The organism is Streptomyces sp. NPDC050610 (assembly GCF_040654875.1).
GTDB lineage: Bacteria > Actinomycetota > Actinomycetes > Streptomycetales > Streptomycetaceae > Streptomyces.
In genome coordinates this window covers 1-24,776 of sequence record NZ_JBFAIV010000001.1, presented here as the reverse complement: position 1 = coordinate 24,776, position 24,776 = coordinate 1, and the positions used below count along the sequence as shown (strand labels likewise).

23 protein-coding genes are annotated in these 24,776 nt (G+C 72.1%); 16 read left to right on the top strand and 7 right to left on the bottom strand.

The genetic code is table 11. The features are described 5' to 3' along the window. Positions 1 to 6: 6 nt before the first annotated feature. Positions 7 to 753, bottom strand: coding sequence for a DUF6082 family protein (locus AB0I22_RS00115; protein ID WP_363128299.1), 747 nt, complete (start codon positions 751 to 753; stop codon positions 7 to 9). 398 nt (positions 754 to 1,151) lie between these two features. Between AB0I22_RS00115 and AB0I22_RS00110 the strand changes: the two genes are divergently transcribed. After that, a complete protein-coding gene (locus tag AB0I22_RS00110) occupies positions 1,152 to 2,366 on the top strand; it encodes a cytochrome P450 (RefSeq protein ID WP_363128298.1) in 1,215 nt (404 codons plus the stop codon). Positions 2,367 to 2,474: 108 nt separating this feature from the next. Here the strand turns inward: AB0I22_RS00110 and AB0I22_RS00105 are convergent, their stop codons facing one another. Both AB0I22_RS00105 and AB0I22_RS00100 read right to left on the bottom strand, forming a co-directional pair. Further along, on the bottom strand, positions 2,475 to 4,112 hold the full coding sequence (locus AB0I22_RS00105; RefSeq protein ID WP_363128297.1) for an ABC transporter permease: 1,638 nt from the start codon (positions 4,110 to 4,112) through the stop codon (positions 2,475 to 2,477). After that, positions 4,109 to 5,029 (bottom strand): ABC transporter ATP-binding protein, encoded by a 921-nt coding sequence (locus AB0I22_RS00100; protein ID WP_363128296.1) that lies wholly within the window; start codon positions 5,027 to 5,029, stop codon positions 4,109 to 4,111. The genes AB0I22_RS00105 and AB0I22_RS00100 overlap by 4 nt, the downstream gene beginning before the upstream one ends. Before the next feature lie 92 nt (positions 5,030 to 5,121). Here AB0I22_RS00100 and AB0I22_RS00095 point away from each other — a divergent pair, with 92 nt between their 5' ends. Beyond that, the gene (locus AB0I22_RS00095) at positions 5,122 to 5,706 is read left to right on the top strand and encodes a MarR family transcriptional regulator (protein ID WP_363128295.1); all 585 of its coding nucleotides are present in this window, start codon (positions 5,122 to 5,124) and stop codon (positions 5,704 to 5,706) included. Between the two features lie 177 nt (positions 5,707 to 5,883). Here the strand turns inward: AB0I22_RS00095 and AB0I22_RS00090 are convergent, their stop codons facing one another. After that, entirely contained in the window at positions 5,884 to 6,984 is a 1,101-nt protein-coding gene (locus AB0I22_RS00090; protein ID WP_363128688.1) for a hypothetical protein, read from the bottom strand. Between the two features lie 200 nt (positions 6,985 to 7,184). Here AB0I22_RS00090 and AB0I22_RS00085 point away from each other — a divergent pair, with 200 nt between their 5' ends. The 3 genes from AB0I22_RS00085 (at position 7,185) to AB0I22_RS00075 (ending at position 10,590) form a co-directional block, all read left to right on the top strand. Next, complete coding sequence (locus AB0I22_RS00085) at positions 7,185 to 8,468, top strand: adenylosuccinate synthase (RefSeq protein ID WP_363128294.1); 1,284 nt, start codon at positions 7,185 to 7,187, stop codon at positions 8,466 to 8,468. Positions 8,469 to 8,569: 101 nt separating this feature from the next. Then, entirely contained in the window at positions 8,570 to 9,856 is a 1,287-nt protein-coding gene (locus tag AB0I22_RS00080; protein WP_363128293.1) for an ATP-binding protein, read from the top strand. After that, positions 9,856 to 10,590, top strand: a complete 735-nt coding sequence (locus tag AB0I22_RS00075) for an RloB family protein (protein WP_363128292.1) — start codon at positions 9,856 to 9,858, stop codon at positions 10,588 to 10,590. The genes AB0I22_RS00080 and AB0I22_RS00075 overlap by 1 nt, the downstream gene beginning before the upstream one ends. A gap of 49 nt (positions 10,591 to 10,639) precedes the next feature. Here AB0I22_RS00075 and AB0I22_RS00070 read toward each other — a convergent pair whose 3' ends face one another. Next, entirely contained in the window at positions 10,640 to 11,560 is a 921-nt protein-coding gene (locus AB0I22_RS00070; RefSeq protein ID WP_363128291.1) for an NADP-dependent oxidoreductase, read from the bottom strand. 83 nt (positions 11,561 to 11,643) lie between these two features. Here AB0I22_RS00070 and AB0I22_RS00065 point away from each other — a divergent pair, with 83 nt between their 5' ends. The 5 genes from AB0I22_RS00065 to AB0I22_RS00045 all read left to right on the top strand — a co-directional run bounded on the left by AB0I22_RS00065 (position 11,644) and on the right by AB0I22_RS00045 (position 15,106). Beyond that, entirely contained in the window at positions 11,644 to 12,213 is a 570-nt protein-coding gene (locus AB0I22_RS00065; protein ID WP_363128290.1) for a helix-turn-helix domain-containing protein, read from the top strand. A gap of 1,107 nt (positions 12,214 to 13,320) precedes the next feature. Next, positions 13,321 to 14,175, top strand: a complete 855-nt coding sequence (locus tag AB0I22_RS00060; protein WP_363128289.1) for a Scr1 family TA system antitoxin-like transcriptional regulator — start codon at positions 13,321 to 13,323, stop codon at positions 14,173 to 14,175. 12 nt (positions 14,176 to 14,187) lie between these two features. Continuing rightward, a complete protein-coding gene (locus AB0I22_RS00055) occupies positions 14,188 to 14,379 on the top strand; it encodes a DUF397 domain-containing protein (protein ID WP_363128288.1) in 192 nt (63 codons plus the stop codon). 188 nt (positions 14,380 to 14,567) lie between these two features. Next, complete coding sequence (locus tag AB0I22_RS00050; RefSeq protein WP_363128287.1) at positions 14,568 to 14,831, top strand: hypothetical protein; 264 nt, start codon at positions 14,568 to 14,570, stop codon at positions 14,829 to 14,831. A 38-nt stretch (positions 14,832 to 14,869) separates the two neighbouring features. Beyond that, entirely contained in the window at positions 14,870 to 15,106 is a 237-nt protein-coding gene (locus AB0I22_RS00045; RefSeq protein WP_363128286.1) for a hypothetical protein, read from the top strand. A gap of 228 nt (positions 15,107 to 15,334) precedes the next feature. On the opposite strand, the gene AB0I22_RS00040 is transcribed toward AB0I22_RS00045, so the two are convergent. Next, complete coding sequence (locus AB0I22_RS00040) at positions 15,335 to 16,186, bottom strand: hypothetical protein (RefSeq protein WP_363128285.1); 852 nt, start codon at positions 16,184 to 16,186, stop codon at positions 15,335 to 15,337. Positions 16,187 to 16,399: 213 nt separating this feature from the next. On the opposite strand from AB0I22_RS00040, the gene AB0I22_RS00035 reads away from it, so the two are divergent. The 4 genes from AB0I22_RS00035 (at position 16,400) to AB0I22_RS00020 (ending at position 20,406) form a co-directional block, all read left to right on the top strand. Continuing rightward, positions 16,400 to 16,852, top strand: a complete 453-nt coding sequence (locus tag AB0I22_RS00035; protein WP_363128284.1) for an SRPBCC family protein — start codon at positions 16,400 to 16,402, stop codon at positions 16,850 to 16,852. A 298-nt stretch (positions 16,853 to 17,150) separates the two neighbouring features. Further along, positions 17,151 to 18,530, top strand: coding sequence for an aspartate aminotransferase family protein (locus AB0I22_RS00030; RefSeq protein ID WP_363128283.1), 1,380 nt, complete (start codon positions 17,151 to 17,153; stop codon positions 18,528 to 18,530). A gap of 212 nt (positions 18,531 to 18,742) precedes the next feature. Beyond that, positions 18,743 to 19,489 carry a GntR family transcriptional regulator gene (locus tag AB0I22_RS00025; protein WP_363128282.1) on the top strand — a complete coding sequence of 249 codons (747 nt, stop codon included), beginning with the start codon at positions 18,743 to 18,745 and terminating at the stop codon, positions 19,487 to 19,489. Between the two features lie 266 nt (positions 19,490 to 19,755). Next, positions 19,756 to 20,406 carry a hypothetical protein gene (locus AB0I22_RS00020; RefSeq protein WP_363128281.1) on the top strand — a complete coding sequence of 217 codons (651 nt, stop codon included), beginning with the start codon at positions 19,756 to 19,758 and terminating at the stop codon, positions 20,404 to 20,406. Between the two features lie 44 nt (positions 20,407 to 20,450). Here the strand turns inward: AB0I22_RS00020 and AB0I22_RS00015 are convergent, their stop codons facing one another. Next, entirely contained in the window at positions 20,451 to 21,197 is a 747-nt protein-coding gene (locus tag AB0I22_RS00015; protein WP_363128280.1) for an SLATT domain-containing protein, read from the bottom strand. 201 nt (positions 21,198 to 21,398) lie between these two features. Between AB0I22_RS00015 and purD the strand changes: the two genes are divergently transcribed. Both purD and AB0I22_RS00005 read left to right on the top strand, forming a co-directional pair. Further along, positions 21,399 to 22,667: a phosphoribosylamine--glycine ligase gene (gene purD / locus AB0I22_RS00010; protein WP_363128279.1), complete on the top strand. Its 1,269-nt coding sequence runs from the start codon at positions 21,399 to 21,401 to the stop codon at positions 22,665 to 22,667. 396 nt (positions 22,668 to 23,063) lie between these two features. Next, positions 23,064 to 24,776 (top strand): hypothetical protein (locus AB0I22_RS00005; RefSeq protein WP_363128278.1); only part of this gene is annotated, 1,713 nt, incomplete at its 3' end.

Sequence of the window (24,776 nt, the reverse complement as noted above, 5' to 3'; positions counted from 1 at the left end):
GCCGCTCTAGGGCGTCACGGTCGGTGCCGCGGTCGGCGTCGCGGTCGGCGCCGCGGTCGGCGGCGCGGAGACATCCGGCGACACCGTGACCGCCGACGCGGACCGTGTTGCCGCAGTCGCCCCCGACCCCGACCCCGCCCCCGATTGAGCGCCGGCCTGGAGGATCGCCTCGTCCACGAGCGCGGCGAAGCGGGCCTCCTGCGACTCCGGGTCCATCTCCGCCCGCATCCTGCGGGCCGCCTCCCAGTAGCCCCGGAAGATATCGGTAGCGGTGATGTAGCGGAGGTGCCCCAGGACTTCGCGGTCCGTCACCATGCCCAGCTGGTGCGCCAGCATGAAGTGGCAGTACATGAGATTGGCGTAGGTGTATTGCCGGTTCCGTTTCACCGACAGCCCGGGTGCGTACGCCGGCCACGCCTTCGCCAGATCCGGATTCTCGATGCTCATTTTGAGCAGATCCATATGCAGTCGGCGCAGGTCGGCCTCCGCGCTGCGGTGCAATTCACCGGCCGAACGCCGCATCTCCTCACGCTGCAACTCCAATTCGGCCCGCTGGAGCTGCATTTCCTGTCGCTGCAACGCCAACTCCTCGCGCTGGAGCGTCGTCTCGTCCCGCTGGAGCCGGAGCGTCTTCGCCATATAGAAAAGGACGAGCACCGCGCTGGACGACGCGGCGGCGCCGTATGCCTGGCCCGCGTTGCCGCTGCCGGTGGTGCGCAGCCCGGGTACGAGCGTCATGGCGATGCTGAGCAAGGCGCACACCGCGCCGGCCGCCAGCACCGACCCCAGAACCCTCAGAGCGCGTCGCGCTCCGCGAGAATCCAGTCGATCCACGAGATACCTCCGTGCCGGATACCGGCCGTCCGAGACGGTGTTCCGCTCGCCGATCGGTAAAGGTGTCTCCCCGCGATGGGGCGGGTGCGTGGGCCGTCCCCTGGATCGCTGGTGGCCTTCTGCCCGGTGCGTGCGGCGCGCAATCCCGCGTATTCGCCGTGAAATCAGTCCCGATCAAAGGGCGGACCCGGCGAGGTCCGCGGAAGATCCGTGGGAGATCCGTGGGAGATCCACGGGAGATTCGAGGGCGGCCCGCGGGAGATCGAGGGGAATTCACCACTCCCGGTGCCTGAGTTCGCCGGTTACGCTTCCGGAGCATGAGCGAAGCCCTCGCGTTCGCCCCCTGGTCGCCTGAGTTCGCGGCGGACCCGTATCCCGGCTACGCCGAGCTGCGCGAGCGGGGGCGTGTCCACTGGTTCGCGCCCTCCCGGCAGTGGCTGGTGCCTCGCCACGACGACGTACGCGCCCTGCTGCGGGACCGGCGGCTCGGACGTACGTACCTCCACCGCTTCGGCCACGAGGAGTTCGGCCGCAGCGCGCCGCCCGACTGGCACGAGCCCTTTCACACCTTGAACGACAACGGGCTGCTCGATCTGGAGGCGCCCGATCACACGCGGCTGCGCCGCCTCGTCTCCAAGGCGTTCACGCCGCGCATGGTCGAGCGGCTCGCCCCGTACGTCCACCGGATCGCCGACGAGCTGGTCTCGGGGCTGCTCGCCGACGGCGGCGGCGACCTGGTCGCGGCGGTCGCCGAACCGTTCCCCGTCGCCGTGATCGCCGAGATGCTGGGGGTGCCCGCCGCCGACCGCGGGCTGCTGCGGCCGTGGTCGGCCGCCATCTGCGGGATGTACGAACTCAATCCGGGCGAGCACACCGCCCGCGCGGCGGTACGGGCCTCGGCCGAGTTCTCGGCGTATCTGCGCGAACTCATCGCCGCCCGGCGCGCCGACCCCGGCGAGGACCTGATCAGCGCGCTGATCGCGGCGTACGAGGAGGGCGACCGGCTCAGCGAGCAGGAGATGGTCTCCACCTGCGCCCTGCTCCTGAACGCCGGGCACGAGGCCACGGTCAACACGACGGGCAACGGCTGGCTCGCGCTCTTCCGTCACCCCGAGCAGCTCGCGGCGCTCCGCGCGGACCACGGACTGCTGCCGGGCGCGGTGGAGGAGCTGATGCGCTTCGACACGCCGCTGCACCTGTTCGAGCGCTGGGTGCTCGACGACATCGAGGTCGGCGGCGTGCACCTGCCGCGCGGCAGCGAGGTGGCGCTCCTCCTCGGCTCCGCCAACCGCGACCCCGCGCGGTTCGACCGCCCGGACGCCCTCGACCTCACCCGCCCCGACATCCCGCACCTCAGCCTCGGCGCGGGCATCCACTACTGCCTCGGCGCCCCGCTGGCCCGCCTCGAACTGGCGGCGGTCTTCGGCGCGTTGCTGCGCCGCGCGCCGGGCCTGCGGCTCGTATCGGAGCCGGTGCGGAAACCGGGCTTCGTGATCCGGGGGCTGAAGGAGCTACTGGTGGAAGCGGGTTGACCAGCGAGGACGTGCGAGTGCGGCGCCAGACTCCGCTACAGGTCCGGCGCCGCACGTGCGGAGGGGGACCTCAGCCGACGTCCGCCGCCACACCCGCAGAGGGGAACGTCAGCCGACGTCCCGCCGCCGCAGCCCGTACAGCCCCGCCGCCGTGAGCACCGCCGCCAGCGCGGTGAGCCAGAGGAACGGGCCCGCGGAGCCCACCGGCCCCGGCAGCTTGGGCAGATGGCCGAAGGGCGAGAGGTCCATGACCCACTGCGGGGCGTCGACCATCGGGCCGAGCCAGCCGATGGCGAGGGCCGCCCCGACCAGGCCCCACGCGGCGGCGGCGAGCCGCGGGAGCGCGCCCGCGAGCAGGACCGTTACGCCCGTCAGCGCCCATACCGCCGGGGTCTGGGCGAGGGCGGCGGCCAGTACGCGCGGGAGCTGCCCGCCGATGTCGTGGGCCGTGGCCCCGTACGAGAGGCCCATGGCCAGGCCGCCCGCCGCGAGGACGGCGACCGCGCCCGCGAACGCGATCACCAGGTGGCCGGCCGCCCACCGCAGCCGGCCGACGGCGCACGCCAGCAGCGGTTCGGCGCGTCCGCCGGTCTCCTCGCCGGTCAGCCGCAGCACCGAGCCCGTCGCGTAGAGGGCGGCGGTCAGGCCGAGCATGCCGGTGATGGTGGCGAGGAACGCGTCCGTGATGCCCGCTTTCCCGTGGCCGCCGCCCAGCCGCTCGAAGAGTTCCAGCGTCCCCTTGTTGTCGCCGACGATGTCGGCCGCGCCGTGCGCGACGGCCCCGAAGACGGCCCCGGCGAAGACGAGACCGGTCGCCCAGCCGAGGAGCGTGCCGCGCTGGAGCCGCCAGGCCAGGCCGTACGGGCCCCGGAGCGCGGTTCCCGCGCCGGCCGGTCCGGGCCGGGTGGCCAGCAGCCCGGCGCCGAGGTCGCGGCGGGCGGTGAGGGCGTACGCGCCGAGCACGGTCGCGGCGGTCAGGGCGAGCGGCAGCAGCAGCACCCACCAGCGGTCGCCCGCGTACGGGCGGACCTGCTCGGGCCAGCCGAGGGGCGAGAGCCACACCAGCGGCGACCGCCCCCGCACGGCGGACGCGTCGCCCGCCGCCCGTACCGTGAAGGCCACGCCGATCACCGCCGCCGTGATCCCCTTCGCGAGCCGCGCGCTCTCCGTGAGCTGCGCGGCGACGGCGGCGACGCCCGCGAAGACCATGCCGGTGGCGCCGACGGCGAGGCCGAGGGCGAGCGCGCCCGCCGCGCCCTGGCCGATGGCCGGGAGGCCGGCGGCGATCAGGGCGGCGACGAGCGTGTTGGCGGCCAGCGCGGTGGAGAGGGCCGCGGTGAGCGGCGCGCGGCGGCCGACCCCGGCCGAGGACAGCAGCTCCTGGCGGCCGCTCTCCTCCTCCTCGCGGGTGTGGCGCACCACGATGAGCAGGCTCATGACGCCGGTCAGGGCCGCGCCGAAGCTCATCATCCGCCACGCGGTGAGCGCGCCGATGGAGTCCCCCAGCACCGGCCCGTACAGCGCGCGCAGGGAGCTGTTCGCCGACATGGAGTGGGCGAAGTCGGCGCGTTCGGCGGCCGTTCCGTAGAGCTTTTTGAGAGACAGCCCCGTCGAGACGACGGCGACGGACAGCGCGTAGACCCAGACGGGCAGCATGATCCTGTCGCGGCGCAGCGCGAGACGGGTGAGGGGCCCGGTGCCGGTGAGATGCGAGTTTTTCGGCCTGGTGCCGGCGAGGGTGCTCATCGGGCCGCCGCCTCGTTCCGTGACGCGGCCGGGGAGTCGGCCTGGTAGTGGCGCAGGAACAGTTCCTCAAGCGTGGGCGGGGTGCTGGTCAGCGACCGCACGCCGGACTCGGTGAGCTGCCGCAGGACCGCGTCGAGCTTGTCGGTGTCGACGTGCAGCCGGACCCGTTTGCCCTGTACGGACAGGTCATGGACGCCGGGCAGGCGGGACAGCCCGTTCGGCGGCGCCGCCAGTTCCGCGCTGACGCTCGTACGGGTCAGGTGGCGCAGGTCGGCGAGGGAGCCGCTCTCGACGGTGCGGCCGGTGCGGATGATGCTGACGCGGTCGCAGAGCGCCTCGACCTCGCTCAGCACATGGCTGGAGAGCAGCACGGTCCGGCCGCGCTCGCGGGCCTCGGCGACGCAGCCCTGGAAGACCTCCTCCATGAGCGGGTCGAGGCCGGAGGTGGGCTCGTCCAGGATCAGCAGATCGACGTCGGAGGCGAAGGCGGCGACGAGGGCGACTTTCTGGCGGTTGCCCTTGGAGTAGGCCCGGCCCTTCTTGGTGGGGTCGAGTTCGAAGCGCTCCAGCAGTTCCGCGCGCCGGGCCGCGTCGAGCCCGCCGCGCAGCCGCCCGTACAGGTCGATGACCTCGCCGCCGGAGAGGTTGCGCCACAGCGTGACGTCGCCGGGCACGTAGGCGAGGCGCCGGTGCAGCTCGACCGCGTCGTGCCAGGGGTCCCGGCCGAGCAGTTGGGCGGCGCCCCGGTCGGCGCGGAGCAGGCCGAGCAGGACGCGGATGGTGGTGGACTTCCCGGCTCCGTTGGGGCCGAGGAAGCCGTGTACCTCGCCGGTTGCGACGGAGAGGTCGAGGCCGTCGAGCGCGTGCGTCCGGCCGAATGACTTGTGGAGGCCGGACACGGTGATTGCCGTCGTCATGCTTCTGAAATTAAGGTAGTTTCACAAATTTGTGAAGTTAAGGAAGCGTATAAACTTGGGGCAGCGGCCTGGCCAGGGGAGATGATGCGGACGTGAGCGAGCGCGACATGACGGGGACGGAACCGGCGGCGGAGGCCGCCGCCGCCGCCCAAGGCGGCTCGGACGGCCCCGGCGGCCCGGACGGCCCCGACCGCCAGCGGCGGGACCCGGAGGCCGTCTCGCGGTTCGTCGAACGCTTCGCGGGCGAGCTGGCCGAGGCCGGTACGCAGCGCATGGCCGCCCGCGTCTTCGCCGCGCTCCTCGCCTCCGACACGGCCGCGCTCACCTCCGCCGAACTCGCCGAGCAGCTGAAGATCAGCCCGGCGGCGGTCTCCGGCGCGGTCCGCTACCTCACGAACGCCGGAATGATCAGCCGCGAGCGCGAACCGGGCTCCCGCCGCGACCGCTACCGGCTGCACGAAGGGCTCTGGTACGAGACCTTCGCCCGCCGCGACCAGCTCATCACCCGCTGGGGCAAGCTGCTCAGCGAGGGGGCGCAGGCGCTGGGGCCGGACACGCCGGCGGGGGAGCGGGTGACGGAGACGGTGGAGTTCTTCCAGTTCATGCACGGCGAACTGCTGGGCATGCTGGACCGCTGGCGAGAGCATCGGGACGCGAGGTTCGGGCCGCAGGTGTAGAACGGCCCTCGCTTACGGACGTGGGGACGGGCGGGGCGTACGGGCGCACTGGTGGGCGTACGGGCGTACGGGCGTACGGGCGCGGGGCCGGGGTCGCGCGATCGTTCCGCACCCCCTCCGCCCCTCTTCAACCCCTTGGCGGCCCCTGCCACCCCTGCCAACCCCTGTCGGCCCCGCTCAGTCCTGCTCCTGCTGTCGGGGCAGCGTCAGCCGGAAGGCGTCCGGGAGGACGGTCCAGGTGCGGGTGCGCACGGGCCCGCCGACCACCGCGTCGGCGCGGTAGTGGAAGTCCGGCCCGGAGACCGTGACGGCGCGGGCGCGGGCCCGTATCCCGTCGTCGGCGAGCCTGTGGTGTACCACGACGTCGGCCAGCCCGTCCGCCGCCGAGGCGGACACCGTCACCCGCTCCACCGGCCGGTCCAGATCGGCCAGCAGCACGCCGTCGGCCTCGACCCGCAGCCGCTGGGGCGGGGGAGGGGCCGGGCGGCGGCGGGCGGCCGTGGGGGCGGTGAGCAGGGTGGTCAGGGCCGTACGGGCGGTCCGGGCGGCCGGCGTCCACCAGGGCTGATGCCGCCCGTCGCTGGGGGCGGGGGCGGCCCCCGGCCCGTCACGCCTGTCGTGCCTGTCGCCCCTGTCGCCATTCGCCCGCGAGCCGTCCGTACCCGGTCGGCCCGCAGCCGACTCGCCGCCCGTACCCGCCCCGCCACCCATAACCGATATATCCGATGTATCCGACGCGTCTGGCCCGCTTGTGCGCGAGTCGCCGGAGGGGGCGGCCTCGGGCACGTACGGCAGGTGGTGCGGGTGGCCGTCGTCTGCGGGGGAGGCGTCCTCCGCCTCGTACGGGCCGAACGCGCCGCCCCAGCCACCGCCCGACGGGATGCGCAGCCCGCCCAGGACCACGCCACCGCTGTCATCGACCAGGAGGTCGAGCCGCCGCTCGGAGCCGTCGAGCACCGCGCGGGCCGCCGCCACCGCGCCCGTGGGCACGCCGAGCGCGCGGACCAGCGAGACGGCGGCGGAAGGGCCCACGGGGACCACGGCCAGGGACGCCCCCGGCAGGTCGCGCTGCCGGTGCAGCAGCCCCACCACCCGCAGCAGGGCGAGATCGTCGCCGATCACGACGATCCGGCGACGGCCCCGGCGGGCCAGCGCCCGCTCGACCTCCTCCGGCCCTTCGGGCAGGCAGATCTTGGTCGTGGCGCCCGCGCACAGCACGTCTTTCGCGATCCGCACGGATTCGCCGTCCACGCGGCGGGCGACGGGGTCGATGACCACGAGCAACGGGTGCGCGCCACTCGTGTGGGGCTCTGGAGCCGACACCTCGGTCCTTCCTCAGGTAGCATCTCGGTGCAAGAGCCCCTTGCGCTATTGCGCCAGGGGCTTCGTCTATTCCGGGGCACCGGTTCGACGGCTCTAGCGATGGCAGAAACCATCGCGCACGTTGGACATGCCCCGCCCGGAAGGGGTGTACGCCTGTGCCCGCACTTGTGCTGCTCGGTGCTCAGTGGGGTGACGAGGGCAAGGGGAAGGCCACCGACCTGCTCGGCGGCTCAGTGGACTACGTGGTGCGTTACCAGGGCGGCAACAACGCCGGCCACACGGTTGTCGTAGGCGACCAGAAGTACGCACTGCACCTTCTCCCCTCCGGCATCCTCTCGCCGGGGTGCACCCCGGTGATCGGTAACGGAGTCGTCGTCGACCCGGCGGTCCTGCTCTCCGAGCTGAGCGGACTGAACGAGCGTGGCGTCGACACGTCCAAGCTCATGATCAGCGGTAACGCCCATCTGATCACGCCGTATCACACGACCGTCGACAAGGTGACGGAACGGTTCCTCGGCAAGCGGAAGATCGGGACCACCGGCCGCGGCATCGGCCCGACCTACGCGGACAAGATCAACCGCGTCGGCATCCGCGTCCAGGACCTCTTCGACGAGTCGATCCTGCTCCAGAAGGTCGAGGCGTCCCTCGACTTCAAGAACCAGATCCTCGCCAAGCTCTACAACCGGCGCGCGATCGTCGCCGAACAGGTCGTCGAGGAGCTGCTGGGCTACGCCCCGCAGCTCAAGGACTACGTCGCCGACACGACGCTCGTCCTCAACGACGCCATCGACGCCGGCAAGGTCGTCCTCTTCGAGGGCGGCCAGGGCACGCTGCTCGACGTCGACCACGGCACGTACCCCTTCGTCACCTCCTCGAACCCGACCGCGGGCGGCGCCTGCACGGGCTCGGGCGTCGGCCCGACGAAGATCAACCGGGTCATCGGCATCCTCAAGGCGTACACCACCCGCGTCGGCTCGGGCCCGTTCCCGACCGAACTGCTCGACGCCGACGGCGAGGCGCTGCGCGACATCGGCGGCGAGCGCGGCGTGACCACCGGCCGCGACCGCCGCTGCGGCTGGTTCGACGCGGTCATCGCCCGCTACGCGACGCGCGTCAACGGCCTCACGGACTTCTTCCTCACGAAGCTGGACGTGCTCACCGGCTGGGAGCAGATCCCCGTCTGCGTCGCGTACGAGATCGACGGCAAGCGCGTCGAGGAGCTCCCGTACAGCCAGACCGACTTCCACCACGCGAAGCCGATCTACGAGAACCTGCCGGGCTGGTCCGAGGACATCACCAAGGCCAAGACGTTCTCCGACCTGCCGAAGAACGCGCAGGCGTACGTCAAGGCGCTGGAGGACATGTCCGGCGCCCCGATCTCCGCCATCGGCGTGGGCCCGGGCCGCACGGAGACGATCGAGATCAACTCCTTCCTGTAGCCCACTGCCGGGACACCGCGCTCCTACGTGCCCGCCCGCCTGGTCGAAGGCGGGCGGGCACGGGTCTCCGTGGCTACTCTGTGCGCCATGGAGGAGATGGAATGCTGCTGAGGTTTCGGGTGGCCAACGTGCGGTCCCTGCGCGCGGCGCAGGAGCTGTCGCTCGTCGCCCCCGAAGACGAGGACAGCGCGGCCGCACGTCCGCTCCCGCTCTCCGACGGCAAGCGGCTCCCCGTCTATCCGGTGCTGGGCGTCTTTGGCGCGAACGCGTCGGGCAAGTCGAACGTCATCGCCGCCCTGAAGCAGATGCGGGAGGCCGTTCTCAGTTCGTACGCGGCCTGGACCTCGTACGACGGCATTCCGCGCGACGTGTTCGCGCTCGATCCCGGGGCCGCGGACGATCCCGTCTTCTACGAAGCGGATGTCGTCCTGGAGGACGGCGTCCGCTGGACATACGGCTTCGAGCTGGGGAAGCGCCGGGTCGAGTCGGAGTGGCTGTTCGCCTACCCCAAGGGGCGGCGGCAGGTCTGGTTCGACCGGGACGCCTCGCGGCAGAAGGAATTCCACTTCCCCGGCGACCGGGTGAAGGACCGCGCCCGGCTGGCCCGTACGACCCGGAGCGACGCCCTCCTCCTGAGCCGCGCGGCCAACGACGGACACCCGGACCTCACCCCCGTCTACGACTGGTTCAAGCAGAACCTGTACGACGTCACTCCGGAAGCCGACCGACCGCGGCGCGAGGCGTACACCGCCCAGCGACTGCTCGAAAACGCGGACTCGCGGCGGCGGGTCGAGGAACTGCTGCGCGTCGCCGACCTGGGGATCGCGGGAGCCGAGGTGGAGCGCGACTCCGCCGGTCGCCCGAGGGTCCGGCTGATCCACTCGGGCAGCGGCGAGGAAACCACCCTGGACTGGAGCGCGGAATCCCTGGGCACCCGCTCCTGGTTCGCTCTCATCGGCCCCCTGCTCCTCGCCCTCGACACGGGGTCGGTGCTGCTGATCGACGAATTGGACGCCAGCCTTCACTCCCGCTTCGCGGCCGAGGTCGTACGCCTCTTCCAGGCGCCGTGGGTCAACCCCAAAGGCGCCCAACTGATCTTCACCGCCCACGACCCCTCCTTGCTGAGGGTTCCCGGCGGTACGCGCCTCCTGGAACCGGGACAGCTCTGGCTGACGGAGAAGGACGCGACCGGCGCCACAGAGCTGTACCCGATCTCCGACTGGGAGCCGACGGAGGAAGAGGACCTGATGACGTCCTACCTGGCGGGCTCCTTCGGGGGAGTGCCGAAGGTGCCCGAGGGCCAGGTCGGACTGCACTTGCTGCGGACGGACGAGACGGCGTACGAGACGATGGCGGCGGAGCCGGAGCCGGAGGCGGAAGAGAGCTGATGGCGAGAGCCGACAAGGGAGGCGACCGGCTCCAGCGGAACAAGAGCGGGGCGAAGGGCCGCCAGAACCGCTCGCGTCAGGTCTACGCCTTCATCGAGGGCGAGGTGACCGAGAGGGAGTACATCAGCCTCATCGCCAAGCACGGCCGGCGGGCAGACCCCCGGCGAGGCATCGACTTCCACATCGAGAACGCCACCGCCGCCGGCAAGCACCGCAAGCCCCTTCCCATGGTGCGGAACGCCATCAGCGTTCTGCAAAGGGTCGAGCGCGAGGCCGAGGCCGCCGGACTCGGCAAGGAGAAGGACTGGAACTGGCCCCAGGTATGGGTCCTCTTCGACCGCGACGCCCACGAGGGCATCCCCGAGGCGATGAAGCTGGCCCGTGAGCACGGGGTGCGGATCGCCTACTCCCACCCTTGCTTCGAACTGTGGCGCCTCCTGCACTACCAGGACTACACCAGCACGTTCGGCGGGGTGTGCCGCGATACCAATGCCCGACTACGCCGGCAGCCCGGCTTCGCGCAGACGTACGGCAAGAACGTGCGAGCGGTCTCCGAGCAGCAGTCGAAGCACCTGCAGCCGGAACAGATCCTGGGCAACGGCAAGTACGAAATCGCCAGGAAGCACGCCAAGAAGATCAACGAGAAGCGCGACGGCGAGAATCCGAACCACTGGGACCCCTACACCGACGTGTGGACCTTCGTGGAGGACGGCCTGCTGCTCAGCGGCTACTAAGGCTTGTTGTGAAAGTGGATCCTGGTCGCCGAGTCCACCTCGTGCCGGTTCACAGGGCGATCACGATCTTACCGTGAACGTGCCTTTCGGCCTGCGTCGTCACGGCTTCGCGGATCTGCTCGACCGGGAAGGTCGCCGCGATCGGAACCGTGATCTCGCCGGCATGGATCGACTCGGCGATCCGTTCCATGGCGCCCGGACCTGCATCGAGGGCGCCCGCCTTGCGCACACCGGGCGGCGGAGCGGGGCCGTCGGCCACGACGGAGATCCGCTCGGGTGCCACGCCGAGCTTGAGCGCGGTCTCGGCCGCCTCCCTTCCGAACAGGTCGGTTGCGGCGGTGATCCCCTCGGGCGCCAGGGCCCGCACCCGGTCCGCCAGGCCAGGGCCGTACGCCACGGGTTCGGCGCCGAGGCCGCGCAGGAATCCGAACGTGCCCTCGGATGCGGTGCCGATCACCCGGGCGCCCGCGAGCTTCGCCAGCTGCACGGCGAAGATGCCCACGCCACCCGCCGCCCCACCGATCAAAACGGTGTCCCCGGCGCGGAGCCCGACCGCGGCGAGCGCGGCGGAGGCCGTCAGACCGGACACCGGAAGCGTGCCCGCCACCTCATCGCCGATGCCATCCGGGGTGGGCCACAGGCCCGCGGCAGGGGTCTTGACCAGCACGTAATCGGCGACGGACCGGCCGATCGCCGCCCCGAACACCCGGTCGCCGGTCGCGAATCCGGTGGCTTCGGCGCCCACCTCGTCCACCACTCCGGCGAAGTCGCTGCCGAACCCGGCCGGCAGCGTGAGGCCGAACCGCGCCGCCATGTCGGGCTGGGTGGTGATCTGCCAATCCATCGGATTCAGCCCGGCGGCGGTGACCCGGACGCGCACCTCGTCCGGTGCGGCGTGCGGCTCGGGTATCTCCTGTACTTCGAGCACTTCGGGACCGCCGAATCGCGTGTAACGGACAGCTCTACTCATCGGGGACCTCTCCTGGCCAGTGATGGGACTTGGTCTTATCGACCGTACACCAGTGATGGGACCAAGTCCCGTACACTGTTCCCATGGCTCGCTGGCAACCCGACGCACCAGGACGACTCGCCGCCGCCGCCCTCGACCTCTTCGAGGAGCACGGCTACGAGAACACGACCGTGATCGAGATCGCGGAGCGCGCGGGGCTCACCAAGAGCACGTTCTTCCGGCACTTCCCGGACAAGCGCGAGGTGCTCTTCGACGGGGGCACGGTGACCGGTCTGCTCGTCGAAGGGATCGCCTCGGCGCCGCCGTCGGCCAGCCCGCTCGACGCGGTGGCGGAGGCCCTCGATGCGCTCGGCCGGACGTTCTTCACCGCCGACCGCCGCGAGTTCAGCGGCCGACGCCAGGCCGTACTGAACGCCAATACGGAACTGCGCGAACGCGAAGCCCTGAAAAGGATCGACCTCACCGCCTCGATGATCGAGGCCCTCAACCGCCGCGAAGTCCCGAGCCTGACCGCGCGCGTAGCCGCGCAACTGGGCGCGCTCGCCTGGGAGATCGCCTACGACCAGTGGATCGACACCGACAACAGCGAGGGCTTCGGCCCGCTGGCACGGCAGGCACTCACCGACGTACGCGCGGCCGGAGTCGCGCACTAGGGTCCGGCGCGAAAGCGCTGGTCACAGGAGTGCACCGTGGCCGGCGCACGTGCCGTGACCGCATGCCGCAGACCGCGTGCTGCCGCGTGGGGCGGCATTGCGTCCGGTCGAGTGCGGCTCTCGTCTCGGACCCTCCGGGTCCAGAGCGCCAGCAGCGGGAGGGGAGGGGGCGGGGCTGGTCCCGGCTCGCTGCCTGCCGACGAGTTCGTGGGCCGAGGTCAGAGAAGCTCGCTGCGCTTCACGGCTGGTTGCTGCCGCGAAGTGGTCATGGGGGGTCTGCGGGTGCGGGTGCATTGTGGGCTGCGGCCCGAGGATCCAACAGTGTCGGGGAGGGGTGACCTGGGGCCGGTTCGCTGCCCGTCGCCCGGCCTGAGTTGAGGTCAGAAAGGCTCCGCTGCGCTCCGCCGCCGACTGTTGCCGCGATGAGGCGAGGGCCGGGGCGTCGTCGAAGGCTCCTGGGCCCTACTCGCAAGTAGGGCGGAGTTACCGTCAGACATAAGCGCCATACCGGACGCGAAATCGGATGGAAACCCCACCCTGTTGTCTATTCAACCTGACAGGTCGGGCATATCGGGCGCGCTGGTCGTCAGAAGTGGGTTTCCGCACCCTCAGCCCCCTGCCGTGCGTGTGGAAACCGCCCCCGCACGCCAACCGTGCCCAAGGCGCAGCGCAGCGCGCCTTACCTCCGCTGCCCATTGCTTTGGATCACAGGCGCGAGCTGCCACCCGCCTGCATCCGACGCCCTCGCCACGGCCACTTCGCGGCAGCAGCCAGCCGCGAAGCGCAGCGAGCTTCTCTGACCCCAGCCCGCGAACCCGTCGACAGGCAGCGAGCCGGGACCAGCCCCGCTCCCTCCCCTCCCGCTGCCGGCGCTCTGGACCCGGAGGGTCCGAGACGAGAGCCGCAGCCGGCCGAACGCAATGCCGCCCCACGCGGCAGTACCGAACTGCACACTTCCCCGCAGTCCACCCCGGCGCTGCTCCGGGGTTGTCAGTGGGTCCGAAGACGGGCCGGCGGGTTCAGCGGCCCGGGATGAGCGCCTGGGAGCGGAGTGGGTGCGCATGTGACGGCCTGGCTACGCTATGTGCTCCAGGGGAAGGGGAGCCGATGCCGGTACGTAAGCCTTCGACCGAACGGCAGCGCAGGTTGGGCGCCGAGTTGCGCAAGATGCGCGAGCACGTGGGGCTGAACATCGGTGAGGCCGCCGCGATGCACCGTACGGACCGGACCACTGTCAGCAATACGGAGTCGGCCCGGTCCGGTGTCAGCAGCGACCGGGTGCGTGTGTGGGCCGCCAACTACTCGTGCCCCGACGCTGAGTACATCGACGCGCTCGCGGAGATGGCACGTGAGCGTGGGGCGTACTGGTGGGACGAGTATCGGGATTTCGTCGGTGCCAGTGCGCTCGACCTCGCGGAACTGGAACACCACGCGGTGGCTCTGCGGTCCGTACAGATCACGCACATGCCGGGACTGCTCCAGCACGAGGACTACGTGCGTGCCGTGTTCGCGGAGGCGGTGCCGCCAATGGCGTCCGATGACTTCGAGCGCAAGCTTTCCTTCCGGCTCCGGCGCAGTGGCGTACTCGACCGCTCGCCGTCGCCGCCGGCGTGCACGTTCGTCATCCATGAGATGGCGCTGCGCCTGCTGTTCGGTGGCAGTCGAGTGCTCAAGGCACAACTGAATCACCTTCTGGAGCAGTCCGAACGGGAGCAAGTGGAGGTCCGTATTCTGCCCCTTGAAGCCGGCGGTTTCCCTGGCGCGGTGAGCTCGACCCTCTTGGCGTGCGGGCCGGTCGCGCAGCTCGATACCGTGCAGATGGATACTCCGGCCGGTTCGCTGTTCCAGCACGCGGAGACCCACCTTGCGAACTACCGTGCTGTGATAGACCGGTTGGAGGAGCGCTCCCTCGACCAGGGGCGATCCCGTGACTTCATCCGTGAGGTAGCACGGCAACTGTGAAGGTGTACACGAGTGGACGTTCAGTGGCTTAAGTCATCGTTCTCGGACCAGCCCGAGGGGAACTGCCTCGAACTCGCCTCCTGCGAGGGGGACATTCTGATGCGTGAGAGCGACGACCCCAGTGTGGTCGTCAAGACCACATCCGCGAAGCTCCGTGCGTTCCTGGCCGGTGCGAAGGCGGGAGAGTTCGACGGCGCGGCGTAGCCGTCGTATCGGCGTACGCCAAATACGCCAAACGGGTGCGGCTTTGCACAACATGTTGTGTGCGGCTTCATGTTGGGGCTACCGTCGCAACTGCACGCTGTAGCCATGGAGTTACGGCAGGCGACAAGGTGCCCCGGCGGTGTTCGCAGCACCCCGGGGCGCGGCCAACGCCAAGTAGGAGCGTCAACATGGCCCACCGTATCCAATCCGCCCTGCGGCGAACACTCGCTCGCGTCACATCCTTGTTCACCGCCACCACAGAGGGGAGTTCTCCCGACGCCCCGGTCACCAGGCCGCTCGGCCGCCAGGCGACAGGACCGGCGGACGACTTGCCGCTGCCGTACGTCGCGCCCGTGTTCGCGTTCAGTGGGATCGACATCGGGCCCAGCGGGATGCGGGTGCGGCTCACGCCCGTCGCGGGGCGGATCGAGAAGGCTGGGGTGGCCCGGTGATGGGGGCGCGTGCGGCTGCGCCGCTCCGTATCAGCCGGGTGCCGAGCAAGCCGGTGCGGCGGGAGGAGGACGGGCGAATCGCGATTCACCTGTGGTTGCAGTGCGACGGTGAGTTCGGCGGTGACGTCACGCTCCGGCTCACGCCCGCCGACGCCGAACTCCTGCACGCGCAGCTCTGCTACTCCCTCGATGACTGGCCCATCGTGGAACCGGCGGCCGTCGGCGAGAAGTTGCCGGACTGCCGCAAGAAGGTGCAGGGCGGTCGCCGTCCGTAGCGGCTGATCCATCCCAAGGCCCGCCCCACTCCGCCACTCCACCCCGCCGGCCCGCCCGGCCCTGCCCTCCTCCTGTGGGGCCGGGCGAGTCCTGCGGTGGCTTCCGGTTTGGTCGTAGGGCCGGCGGTCGCTCACGGGGGACGCTTCAGCACGTCCGGCTCCCTGGTCAGCGGTAATGCGGCAATCCCACACGTGGTTCCGGTGATGGCGGATACGGCATCACGTCGCCTACCGCCCTCGCTGGGTATCGATATCCGAACCCGCCTTTACGCGCGTAAGCGTCGTCCCATGCGCCGCGTCGCCGCCCAGTCGCGCCGCCGCCAGGCTGTTGCGGTCGTACGGGGCCGAGGGGCTGGCGTTGAGGGTGAGAGAGGTGTCGCTGCCGGGGCAGGCGGGGTGCTCGGTGTCGGAGAGCTTCATGGGGCTGAGGACGAGGCCCCCGGAGCCCCGCGACGCCGAGGCCAGGTAGGCCGGGGCCGTGCAGTGGTGGCCGGGGGAGTCGCGGGTGATCTTGGCGGCCTCGGTGCCTATGGCGCCCTGCTTCACCGTGATCGTCAGGCCCGCGTCAGCGGACTTCCAGGTGCCGCGGTACTGGGAGTCGACGGTTGAATTCCCGTCGGGAGCGCGGTGCAGGACGGCGGTCGCGCCGTCGGCTTTCCAGGACACGGTGCCGTTGTCGCCGCGGCGCAGCGACTGTTTCCGCTTTTCCTCGCAAGAGCCCTTGCGGGGAAGGGAGTCGGTGGAACGGGCCCGGTATGCCAGGCGGTATTTGGAAACCCTGGTGAAGGTGCCACTGGCCTGGCAGTAGGCTCGCGGGCCGGTCGTCCGGACCTTTACCGATCGGGTGTGCTTCGTACGCCCGATATCGATCCGCAGAATGCGGCCCGTCTCGCGGCCCTTTTCCACGACCTTGCCTTCCCAGGCGCCCCGGAAGGTGTGGGGGACCGGGCCCTTGGCCCGTCTGGCGGAGCCGGTCGTGCCGCAGGCCGTCGTGGTCGCCAGCGTCAGGGTGACCAGGGCTGCCAGGACGGTCAGCGCTGCGCCCCTGGCTGACGTGGTTTTTCCGCCTGTTCCGCGCATGGTGGCGCGTTTCCTCTCCCCCGTTGATCATGTGCGGGGAGAGGGTAGACGGCCTCCGGCCGGTCGTGCGAGTCGGGCGGCGCGAGGCCGGCGGATATGTGGATATAGGGCCTCGGCAGGCTGCGTGGGCGCGGCGGGCGGACACTGGGAGAGCTGTGCCGCGGCGCGGGCCGCCGGCAGTGGGAAATGACAAGCGAGGACACGGAGAAAGTCATGGCCGGCAAGCTGGAATTCGTCTACGTCACCTATATCCAGAGCACTCCGGAAAAGCTCTGGAAGGCGCTCACCGACCCCGAGCAGACCGCCGTCTACTGGGGCCACAGCAATGTCTCGGACTGGCAGGTCGGCTCCGCGTGGGAGCACCAGCGTACGGACGGCACGGGCACCGCCGACGTCGTCGGCAGGGTCGTGGTGAACGCGGAGCCCACGCGGCTGGTGACGACCTGGGCGGAGCCTGGCGGAGGGCGAGAGGCCGAGCCGTCCCGCGTGACGTTCGACATCGAGCCGTACGGCGAGATCGTCCGGCTCACCGTGACCCACGTGGACCTGGCCGACGAGGCCGAGCGCGACGCCACCGGCGGGGGGTGGGCGGCGGTGCTCTCCAACCTCAAGACGTTCATCGAGACCGGGCGCCCGCTGCCGCAGGAGCCGTGGACGATGCCGTAGCCCGCTCGTGCCCCTCCCGCGCTCCTCCTGGCTGAGCCCCTGGCCGAGTCCGAGTCCCTGGCTGAGCCCCTGGCCGAGTCCCCAGCTCGGCCCCAAACGGCCCGGCCCGGCCCCACGGCCCCCACCCGCACCCCCCCCGTGCGGGTCGGCAGTATGTCCACCTCCGGGACCACTGCCATACACACTGCCGGTACCGGCCCTACCCCCCGGTCTCTACCCTGGCCGTGTCCGCCTCCCGTCCCGGCGGGCCCGACGTCCGGTGGGCCGGAGCGCCCCTAATCGATCCGAGGTACCGACTGTGAGCACGCAGCCTCAGCAGCAGGCCACCGCGCAGCCCGACCCCGCCGCCGGCGCCGCCGTGAAGGCCGCCGACCGCGCGCACGTCTTCCACTCCTGGTCCGCGCAGGGGCTCATCGACCCGCTGGCGGTCGCGGGCGCCGAGGGCTCGTACTTCTGGGACTACGACGGCAACCGCTACCTCGACTTCTCCAGCGGCCTCGTCTTCACCAACATCGGCTACCAGCACCCGAAGGTCGTCGCCGCGATCCAGGAGCAGGCGGGCAGGCTCGCCACCTTCGCGCCCGCCTTCGCCGTGGAGTCGCGCTCCGAGGCCGCCCGCCTGATCGCCGAGCGCACCCCCGGCGACCTCGACAAGATCTTCTTCACCAACGGCGGCGCGGAGGCCGTCGAGAACGCCGTGCGGATGGCCCGGCTGCACACGGGCCGCGCGAAGGTGCTCTCCGCCTACCGCTCGTACCACGGTGCGACCGCCGCCGCGATCAACCTCACCGGCGACCCGCGCCGCTGGCCGTCCGACACCGCCTCGGCGGGCGTCGTGCACTTCTGGGCGCCCTTCCTCTACCGCTCGCCCTTCCACGCGCGGAACGAGGCGGAGGAGCGCGACCGCGCGCTCCAGCACCTTGAGGACACCATCGCCTTCGAGGGGCCCGGCTCCATCGCCGCGATCATCCTGGAGACGATCCCCGGCACGGCGGGCATCATGATCCCGCCGCCCGGTTACCTCGCCGGGGTCCGCGAGATCTGCGACCGGTACGGCATCGTCTTCATCCTCGACGAGGTGATGGCGGGGTTCGGCCGTACCGGCGAGTGGTTCGCCGCCGACCTCTTCGACGTCGTCCCGGACCTGCTGACCTTCGCCAAGGGCGTCAACTCCGGCTACGTACCGCTCGGCGGCGTCGCCATCTCGGCGGAGATCGCCGCCACCTTCGAGACCCGCCCCTACCCCGGCGGCCTCACCTACTCCGGCCACCCCCTGGCCTGCGCCGCCGCCGTCGCGACGATCAACGTGATGGAGGAGGAGGGCATCGTCGGCAGGGCGGCCGACCTCGGCGCGCGGGTCCTGGAGCCGGGGCTGCGCGAGATCGCCGAGCGGCACCCCTCGGTGGGCGAGCTGCGCGGCGTCGGCGCCTTCTGGGCGCTGGAGCTCGTACGGGACCGGGAGACCCGCGAGCCGCTGGTGCCGTACAACGCTTCGGGCGAGGCGAACGCGGCGATGGCCGCCTTCGCGGCCGCCTGCAAGAAGTCCGGGCTGTGGCCCTTCGTGAACATGAACCGCACCCACGTCTGCCCCCCCTGCACCATCTCCGAGTCCGAGGCGAAGGAGGGGCTCGCCCTGCTCGACGCCGCTCTGACGGTGGCGGACGGGTTCACCGTCTGAGGATCGCTCCGGCCCCGCTCGCTCCCTCGCCCCCTCTCCCGCTCGCCCCCTCTCCCGCAGGCCGCGCCCGTCTCCCCCCGACGGCGCGGCCTGCGTCATGCCCGGCAGTGAAGCAGCCTCCGCCCCCGACGGCGCGGCCTGCGTCATGCGCGGCAGCGAAGCAGCCTCCGCAACGCGCCTCGCATATCGTGTGCGGACGACGAGAGGCGCAGATGTCTGGGAACTCAGCAAAGGCCAACGCGGTACTGCGCACCACGCTGCGCGCGCAGATCGCCGACGCGCTCCGCGACGAAGTGCTCGCGGGACGGCTGCCGCCCGGACGCCACTTCACGGTCAAGGAGATCGCCGAGCAGTACGGGGTCTCCGCCACCCCGGTCCGCGAGGCGCTGCTGGACCTCTCCGCGCAGGGGCTCCTCGACGTCGAGCAGCACCGCGGTTTCCGGGTCCACGAGTTCTCCTGCGAGGACTTCCGCGACATGGTCGAGGCGCGCACCCTGATAGTCGAGGGGATATTCCGCTGCTCCGCCGAGTTCGCGGTACGGACCTCCACGCCGACCGCGGTGGCCTCTGTCCGCCGCCGGGCCGAGGAGGCGAGCCGCGCGGCGCGTACGGGCGACCTCGACATCCTCATCGGGTACGACCTGCGGTTCTGGCGCGAACTCGCGGGCCTCATCGGGAACCCGTACATCATGGACTTTCTGGACCGGGTGCGGATACAGAGCTGGATCTTCACCGTGCCGCGGCTGCGGCGCCTGCCGGAGCTGCGCGGGCGGCTGTGGCACGGCCACATCGAACTGGTCGAGGCCGTGGTGGGGCGGGACTCCGGAGCGGTGGGGCGGATCATCACGGCGTACAACGCGCACTCGCTCGCCCTCGTCGACGCGCCGCCGCGGCTCCCGGGACGGCGCGCGGGGCGGGCCGACATGAATTTAGGCCCGGGGCCGGTGCCCGAGAGCTGAGCCCCGAGCCGGGCCGGGCCGGACCCCGAGCCGACTGGGCCGAGCCCTCGGGCCGAGCGCCGAGCCGCGTCCGTACGAGCCGCACCGCCGGCCTCCGAGCCGCATCCGTACGAGCCGCACCGCCGGCCCCCGAGGGGCCGTCGCTCCGGCCTCCGCGCCCCGCTCGTCCCCCGCCGTAATCACCGGCGCACGCACTGTGTGATGGACCGCCCACCCGCACTACGCTTGCCCGACCATCGCATCAACGCGAACGAGAGTGAGTTCACGTGGCCTGTGACCTCTGGCTGGTCCCCCTCGTAGACGTGCTGTGCCACAGCCCTGACAACCCCTTCGCGGAGGAGATCGCCGCCTACGACAAGGCGCTCGGCGAAGCGGGGCTGCCGCCCATACCGGTCTACAACTACATGCCCGGCCTGTCGGGCGATGTCGCCCCGGTGGCGGGCTTCGACTACGACGCGCTGCACTTCCTGCGCCGCGCCTACCTCCTGCACATCTGCGGGCTCGCCGTCACGCCGGTCGACGAACTGGGGGGCGACTACGAGCAATTGCTGGAGATGTTCGAGTCCACGGCCCAGCAGTCGCACCTGGTGTGGCACTACGACCACGCGGGCGCGTACGTCCCCGTCGACTTCGCCCACCCGCTCGCCAACGACGAACTCCTCGAAGGCGGCGGACCCTTGGGCTCCTCCTACGGGCTGCTCCGGGAACTGGAGACGGTGGCACCGGTGTTGGGCATCGACCACGCCAACCCGCCCGCCCCTCCCGCGCCCCCCGCCCGGCCGACCGGCCTGGAGGAACCCGCGGCCCCGGGCCCGTACGAGAACAGCCCCTTCGCGCGCGAACGGCACGTGTGGCTGGGGCTGCACGCCGCGGTGACGCGCAGCCTGGGGCAGGGGTCGATGATCGTCTTCAGCTAGGCGGTCCGGTCCGCCGGAGCGGTCGCGTGGGACGCCCAAAAGGGTCAGCGCGGCGGCTCCGGGGGGCGCTGGCGCGGCATGTTCGGGCGGGTGCCCGGCGGCAGCGGGAAGCGGGTGACGGGGCTCCCGCCCTCGGTCCGGGGACCCCACGCCACCAGCGACTGGAGCAGCAGCGGCCCCGTGCCGGACCCGAACTCCACCATCCAGTCCGCCGTCTCCGACCGTACGAGCTCCGTGACGTCCTCCGAGAAGCGCCGCAGTACGGTCAGGCAGCGCTCGGCCGCCTCGCTCGCCGTGCCCTCCGTCGGGCCCAGCACCTCGCGCACGCTCTCCGACGCCCAGTCGAACTGGAGCACCCCGAGGCGGCGTTGCACGGCCTGCGCCGTGGCCACGTGCCGCATCCAGCCCGAGGACAGTCCGAAGAACCGGTCGCAGCCCAGGCACGCCACCGCCGCGAGCAGTGCCACGAAGCCCCAGGCGGCGCCGCCGTGCAGCACGCCCGCCAGTTCCAGCAGCGGCAGCGACGCGCCCGCCACCGCGCCGAGGGCGGCGCCCGCCCGCAGTACGCGCGCCCAGCGGCGCTTGTTCACCCGGTCCGCGAGGTACCAGGAGATGACGCGCAGCGCGCCGTCCTCCACCCAGCGGTACAGCTCGTCCAACCGGTCCGCGGGCTCGCCCCAGTCGCCGAGCGGGAAGGGCCGGCCGCGCAGATCGTCGCCGTGCCGCGGCTCTTCCTGCTGTTCGCCCTCCTCCCGTGGTGGCCCCTCGGGTTGCATCTCCGGCTGGCTCACCCGTGCGCTCCCTATGTGACGATGTGACGGCTGGCGACTGACGCGCAGGCCCCCATTCCTACCGCCGAACGGTTGGCCTTGAGCCCAAGATCGAGGAATTTCCCACCGGAAGTGGTGGGGCATCGGGTATAGGCCGCGGACTCCCCTCACCCGAAAGAGTGCGCGCGGTCACCGAAACGGCGTTCCCGTAGGCTGCACCCCGTGAAGGTCCTCGTCATCGGCGGCGGCGCCCGCGAACACGCCCTGTGCCGCTCTCTCTCCCTCGACCCCGACGTCACCGCCCTGCACTGCGCCCCCGGCAACGCCGGGATCGCCGAAGTCGCGACGACGCACCCCGTGGACGCCCTCGACGGCGCCGCCGTCGCGGAGCTCGCCCTCTCGCTCCGGGCCGGCCTCGTGGTGGTGGGCCCCGAAGCGCCGCTGGTGGCGGGCGTCGCGGACGCGGTGCGCGAGCGCGGCATCCCCGCCTTCGGCCCCTCGGCCGAGGCCGCGCGGCTGGAGGGCTCCAAGGCGTTCGCGAAGGACGTGATGGCCGCCGCGGAGGTGCCCACCGCGCGCTCGTACGTCTGCACCGGCCCGGCGGAGATCGACGCGGCGCTCGACGCCTTCGGCGCTCCGTACGTCGTCAAGGACGACGGTCTGGCCGCCGGCAAGGGCGTCGTCGTCACCGACGACGTCGAGGAGGCCCGCGCCCACGCGCTGGCCTGCGGGCGGGTCGTCATCGAGGAGTTCCTCGACGGCCCGGAGGTCTCGCTCTTCGCCGTCACGGACGGCGAGACGGTCGTGCCGCTCCAGCCCGCCCAGGACTTCAAGCGCGCGCTCGACGGGGACGCGGGGCCCAACACGGGCGGCATGGGCGCGTACTCGCCGCTGCCGTGGGCCGACCCGAAGCTCGTCGACGAGGTCCTCCAGACGGTCCTCCAGCCCACCGTGGACGAACTGCGCCGCCGGGGCACGCCGTTCTCGGGGCTGCTCTACGCGGGGCTCGCGATCACCTCGCGGGGCGTGCGGGTCATCGAGTTCAACGCCCGCTTCGGCGACCCGGAGACCCAGGTCGTCCTCGCCCGCCTCAAGACGCCGCTGGCCGGGCTGCTGCACGCCGCCGCCGCCGGCGAGCTGGCCGCCTTCCCCGCGCTGCGCTGGAGCGAGGGCGCGGCCGTCACGGTGGTCGTCGCCTCGCACAACTACCCGGGGACCCCGCGTACCGGCGACGCGATCGAGGGCCTGGCCGACGTCGCCGAGCAGGACGCCCCGCACGCGTACGTGCTGCACGCGGGCACCAAGCGGGACGACTCCGGCCGGGTCGTGAGCGCGGGCGGGCGCGTCCTGTCCGTCACGGCCTCCGGCGCCGACCTGGGCGAGGCCCGCACCCGCGCGTACGAGGCGGTCTCCCGGCTGCGCCTGGACGGCTCGCACCACCGCACGGACATCGCGGCGCGGGCCGCCGAGACGGAAGCCGCCGCGGGCTGAGAAGACCGCTTCCGCGGGCTGAGCCGACTGCTTCCGTCTCGGCGGCCCGCGTCGGCTGAGGCGGCGCTCGCAGGGGTGGGAAAGCGGCGCGTACGGGCTGAGCAGCGGCCCGTACCGCGTGGGGCGGCCGCGGAATGCGGTGCTCCGCCCCGCTGACCCTTTCCTACTCGGAAGTACAGAGTCTTTACCCAAAGCCATTCCATCGAGTGACCGCACTCCCGTCCTGCTGACGCACGGCCAACCCCCAACTAGGGTGCGGCGCAAGCCAGCTGCCATCCGGCAACTGGCCCACCGGCATTGCGTTGTCAGTGGCCGGTGCCAGAGTGGGCACGTGGACGTCGCCGTCGCCGTCGGCGTACGCCCGCGCACACCCACCGACAGTGCAGGCAGCAGGGGGTGATCGGTCTCGTGGCAGGTCCGGAAGCAGGAGCTCAGGCGGCACGCGGCAGGGCACTCGCCGTACTGCGCGTCCGCAGCGCCGCGCTGGCCGTCGCGCTGCTCCCCGCGGCCGTCGCCGTCGTGCTGCTCGCGGGCAGCGCCATGGGCCGGATCGGCGACAGCTGGGACGCGGTGCGCTGGACGGTGGTCGGCGTCGCCGTCGTCGTCCTGGTGCTGGCGGCGGGCGTCGCCGCGGTGGTCGTACGGGCCCGGCCCGCGTGCAGTCCCACGGTGCCCGTGCCGGAGGAGACCGCCCCCGACCTCTACCGCCTCGTGCGCGACCTCGCCGACCGGCTCGACGTACCGGCCCCCTCGGCGATAGCCCTGACGCCGGACTGCGACAGCTGGCTGGAGGACCGCACGCACCCGGCGCACGGCCCGCGCGGCCGGCGCTCCCGCCGCCGCTCCGGGCAGGCGGGGCAGGACAGGCAGACGGGACAGGACGGACAGGGCGGCCGGAGCGCGGCGGCGCCCGTGCTGGTCGTCGGCTCGCCGTTCCTGTGGTGGATGCGCGTCGCCGAGCTGCGGGCGCTGCTCGCGCCCGTCGTCGCGGGCACCGGGCCCTCCGCCAACCCGGACATAGCGGCGGCCCGCCGCTTCGTGCGCGGGCTGGACGCGGCCGTCGCGGTCGGCTCGGGCGGCCGTGCCGCGGACGGGCGGGGCCCCGCGGCGGGCCCGGCCGGACCGGCCGCCGCCGTGCTCGCCGTCGCGCGCCGGCCCGCGCTGGCCTTCGTGGGCTGGGTCGCCCGGCTGCTGCTGCGCTCGTGCCGGGTGCACGCCGCCGAGATGGAGCGGGGCGTCGCCGCGGCCGCCTCCGAGCGCGCCCAGGGCGTGGACTACGGCCTGCGGATCGTCGCCCAGGAACAGGTCGGGCTCGCCTACGCGGGCTGGGACCGGCTGCTGACCCGGGTGGCGCTGCCCGCGTGGCGGATGGGCCGCTGGCCGTCCCGGCTGGACGCGGGCGTCGTCGCCGCGCTCACCGAGCTGTCGCGCCGCGACCGCCTCGCCGACGGGTTCACCACCCGGCTCGGCGAGCGCCCCGCGTGCGACCTGCTGGAGGAGCCCGGCCTCATCGACGAGGCCACGTCGCTGCTCGCCGCGCGTCTCTTCCACGGCGGCCCGCCGGAGCCGGGCCCGGACTGGTCCCCGGTCGCCTGGGGGCAGTATCCGGAGGAGGTCGTCGACCGCAAATGGCGCCAGGAGGCCGCCCGCCTCCACCGCGCGCTGGACGACGTCACCCCGCCGACGGGCTCGTCACCCCCGGGCGCCGCGATTCCGGATGCCGCCGCGGGCAGGGCGGCTGAAGCCCCGGAGGCCGCCCGTACGGAAGCGCGTACACACGCTCGTATCGGCGCTCGTACGGGTGGACTACCCGCGGCTGCCGCCGGCGGCCGGGGGGAGCGTACGGACGGAGCGGGCGGCGGTGCGGACCGCGCGGGGACACCGGCCGACGCCGGGCCCCCGGCGGCGCCGACGCTGGCCCGCGTCATCGCGCGGCTCACCTCCGCCGACGGCGGTGCGGACGCCGTCGACGGGCTGGCGACCTGGCTCACCGCCGAGGTCGCGCGCGAGGAGCGGGAGGAGGCGGCCCAGCAGGAGGCCGCCGGGGGCGGCGGCCGGGGGGGGGGGGGTCCGGGGCGGGGTTGGGGTGAGGCCACTTCTGTAATCACG

What these genes read in the sequence shown, in the direction of transcription:
- AB0I22_RS00080 (WP_363128293.1), top strand. Translation starts at nt 8,570, where the DNA reads ATGCTGCTGAGGTTTCGGGTGGCCAACGTGCGGTCCCTGCGCGCGGCG.
- AB0I22_RS00040 (WP_363128285.1), bottom strand. Translation starts at nt 16,186, where the DNA reads ATGCGCGGAACAGGCGGAAAAACCACGTCAGCCAGGGGCGCAGCGCTG.
- AB0I22_RS00050 (WP_363128287.1), top strand. Translation starts at nt 14,568, where the DNA reads ATGGCCCACCGTATCCAATCCGCCCTGCGGCGAACACTCGCTCGCGTC.
- AB0I22_RS00110 (WP_363128298.1), top strand. Translation starts at nt 1,152, where the DNA reads ATGAGCGAAGCCCTCGCGTTCGCCCCCTGGTCGCCTGAGTTCGCGGCG.
- AB0I22_RS00075 (WP_363128292.1), top strand. Translation starts at nt 9,856, where the DNA reads ATGGCGAGAGCCGACAAGGGAGGCGACCGGCTCCAGCGGAACAAGAGC.
- AB0I22_RS00070 (WP_363128291.1), bottom strand. Translation starts at nt 11,560, where the DNA reads ATGAGTAGAGCTGTCCGTTACACGCGATTCGGCGGTCCCGAAGTGCTC.
- AB0I22_RS00025 (WP_363128282.1), top strand. Translation starts at nt 18,743, where the DNA reads ATGTCTGGGAACTCAGCAAAGGCCAACGCGGTACTGCGCACCACGCTG.
- AB0I22_RS00065 (WP_363128290.1), top strand. Translation starts at nt 11,644, where the DNA reads ATGGCTCGCTGGCAACCCGACGCACCAGGACGACTCGCCGCCGCCGCC.
- AB0I22_RS00035 (WP_363128284.1), top strand. Translation starts at nt 16,400, where the DNA reads ATGGCCGGCAAGCTGGAATTCGTCTACGTCACCTATATCCAGAGCACT.
- AB0I22_RS00105 (WP_363128297.1), bottom strand. Translation starts at nt 4,112, where the DNA reads ATGAGCACCCTCGCCGGCACCAGGCCGAAAAACTCGCATCTCACCGGC.
- AB0I22_RS00060 (WP_363128289.1), top strand. Translation starts at nt 13,321, where the DNA reads ATGCCGGTACGTAAGCCTTCGACCGAACGGCAGCGCAGGTTGGGCGCC.
- AB0I22_RS00100 (WP_363128296.1), bottom strand. Translation starts at nt 5,029, where the DNA reads ATGACGACGGCAATCACCGTGTCCGGCCTCCACAAGTCATTCGGCCGG.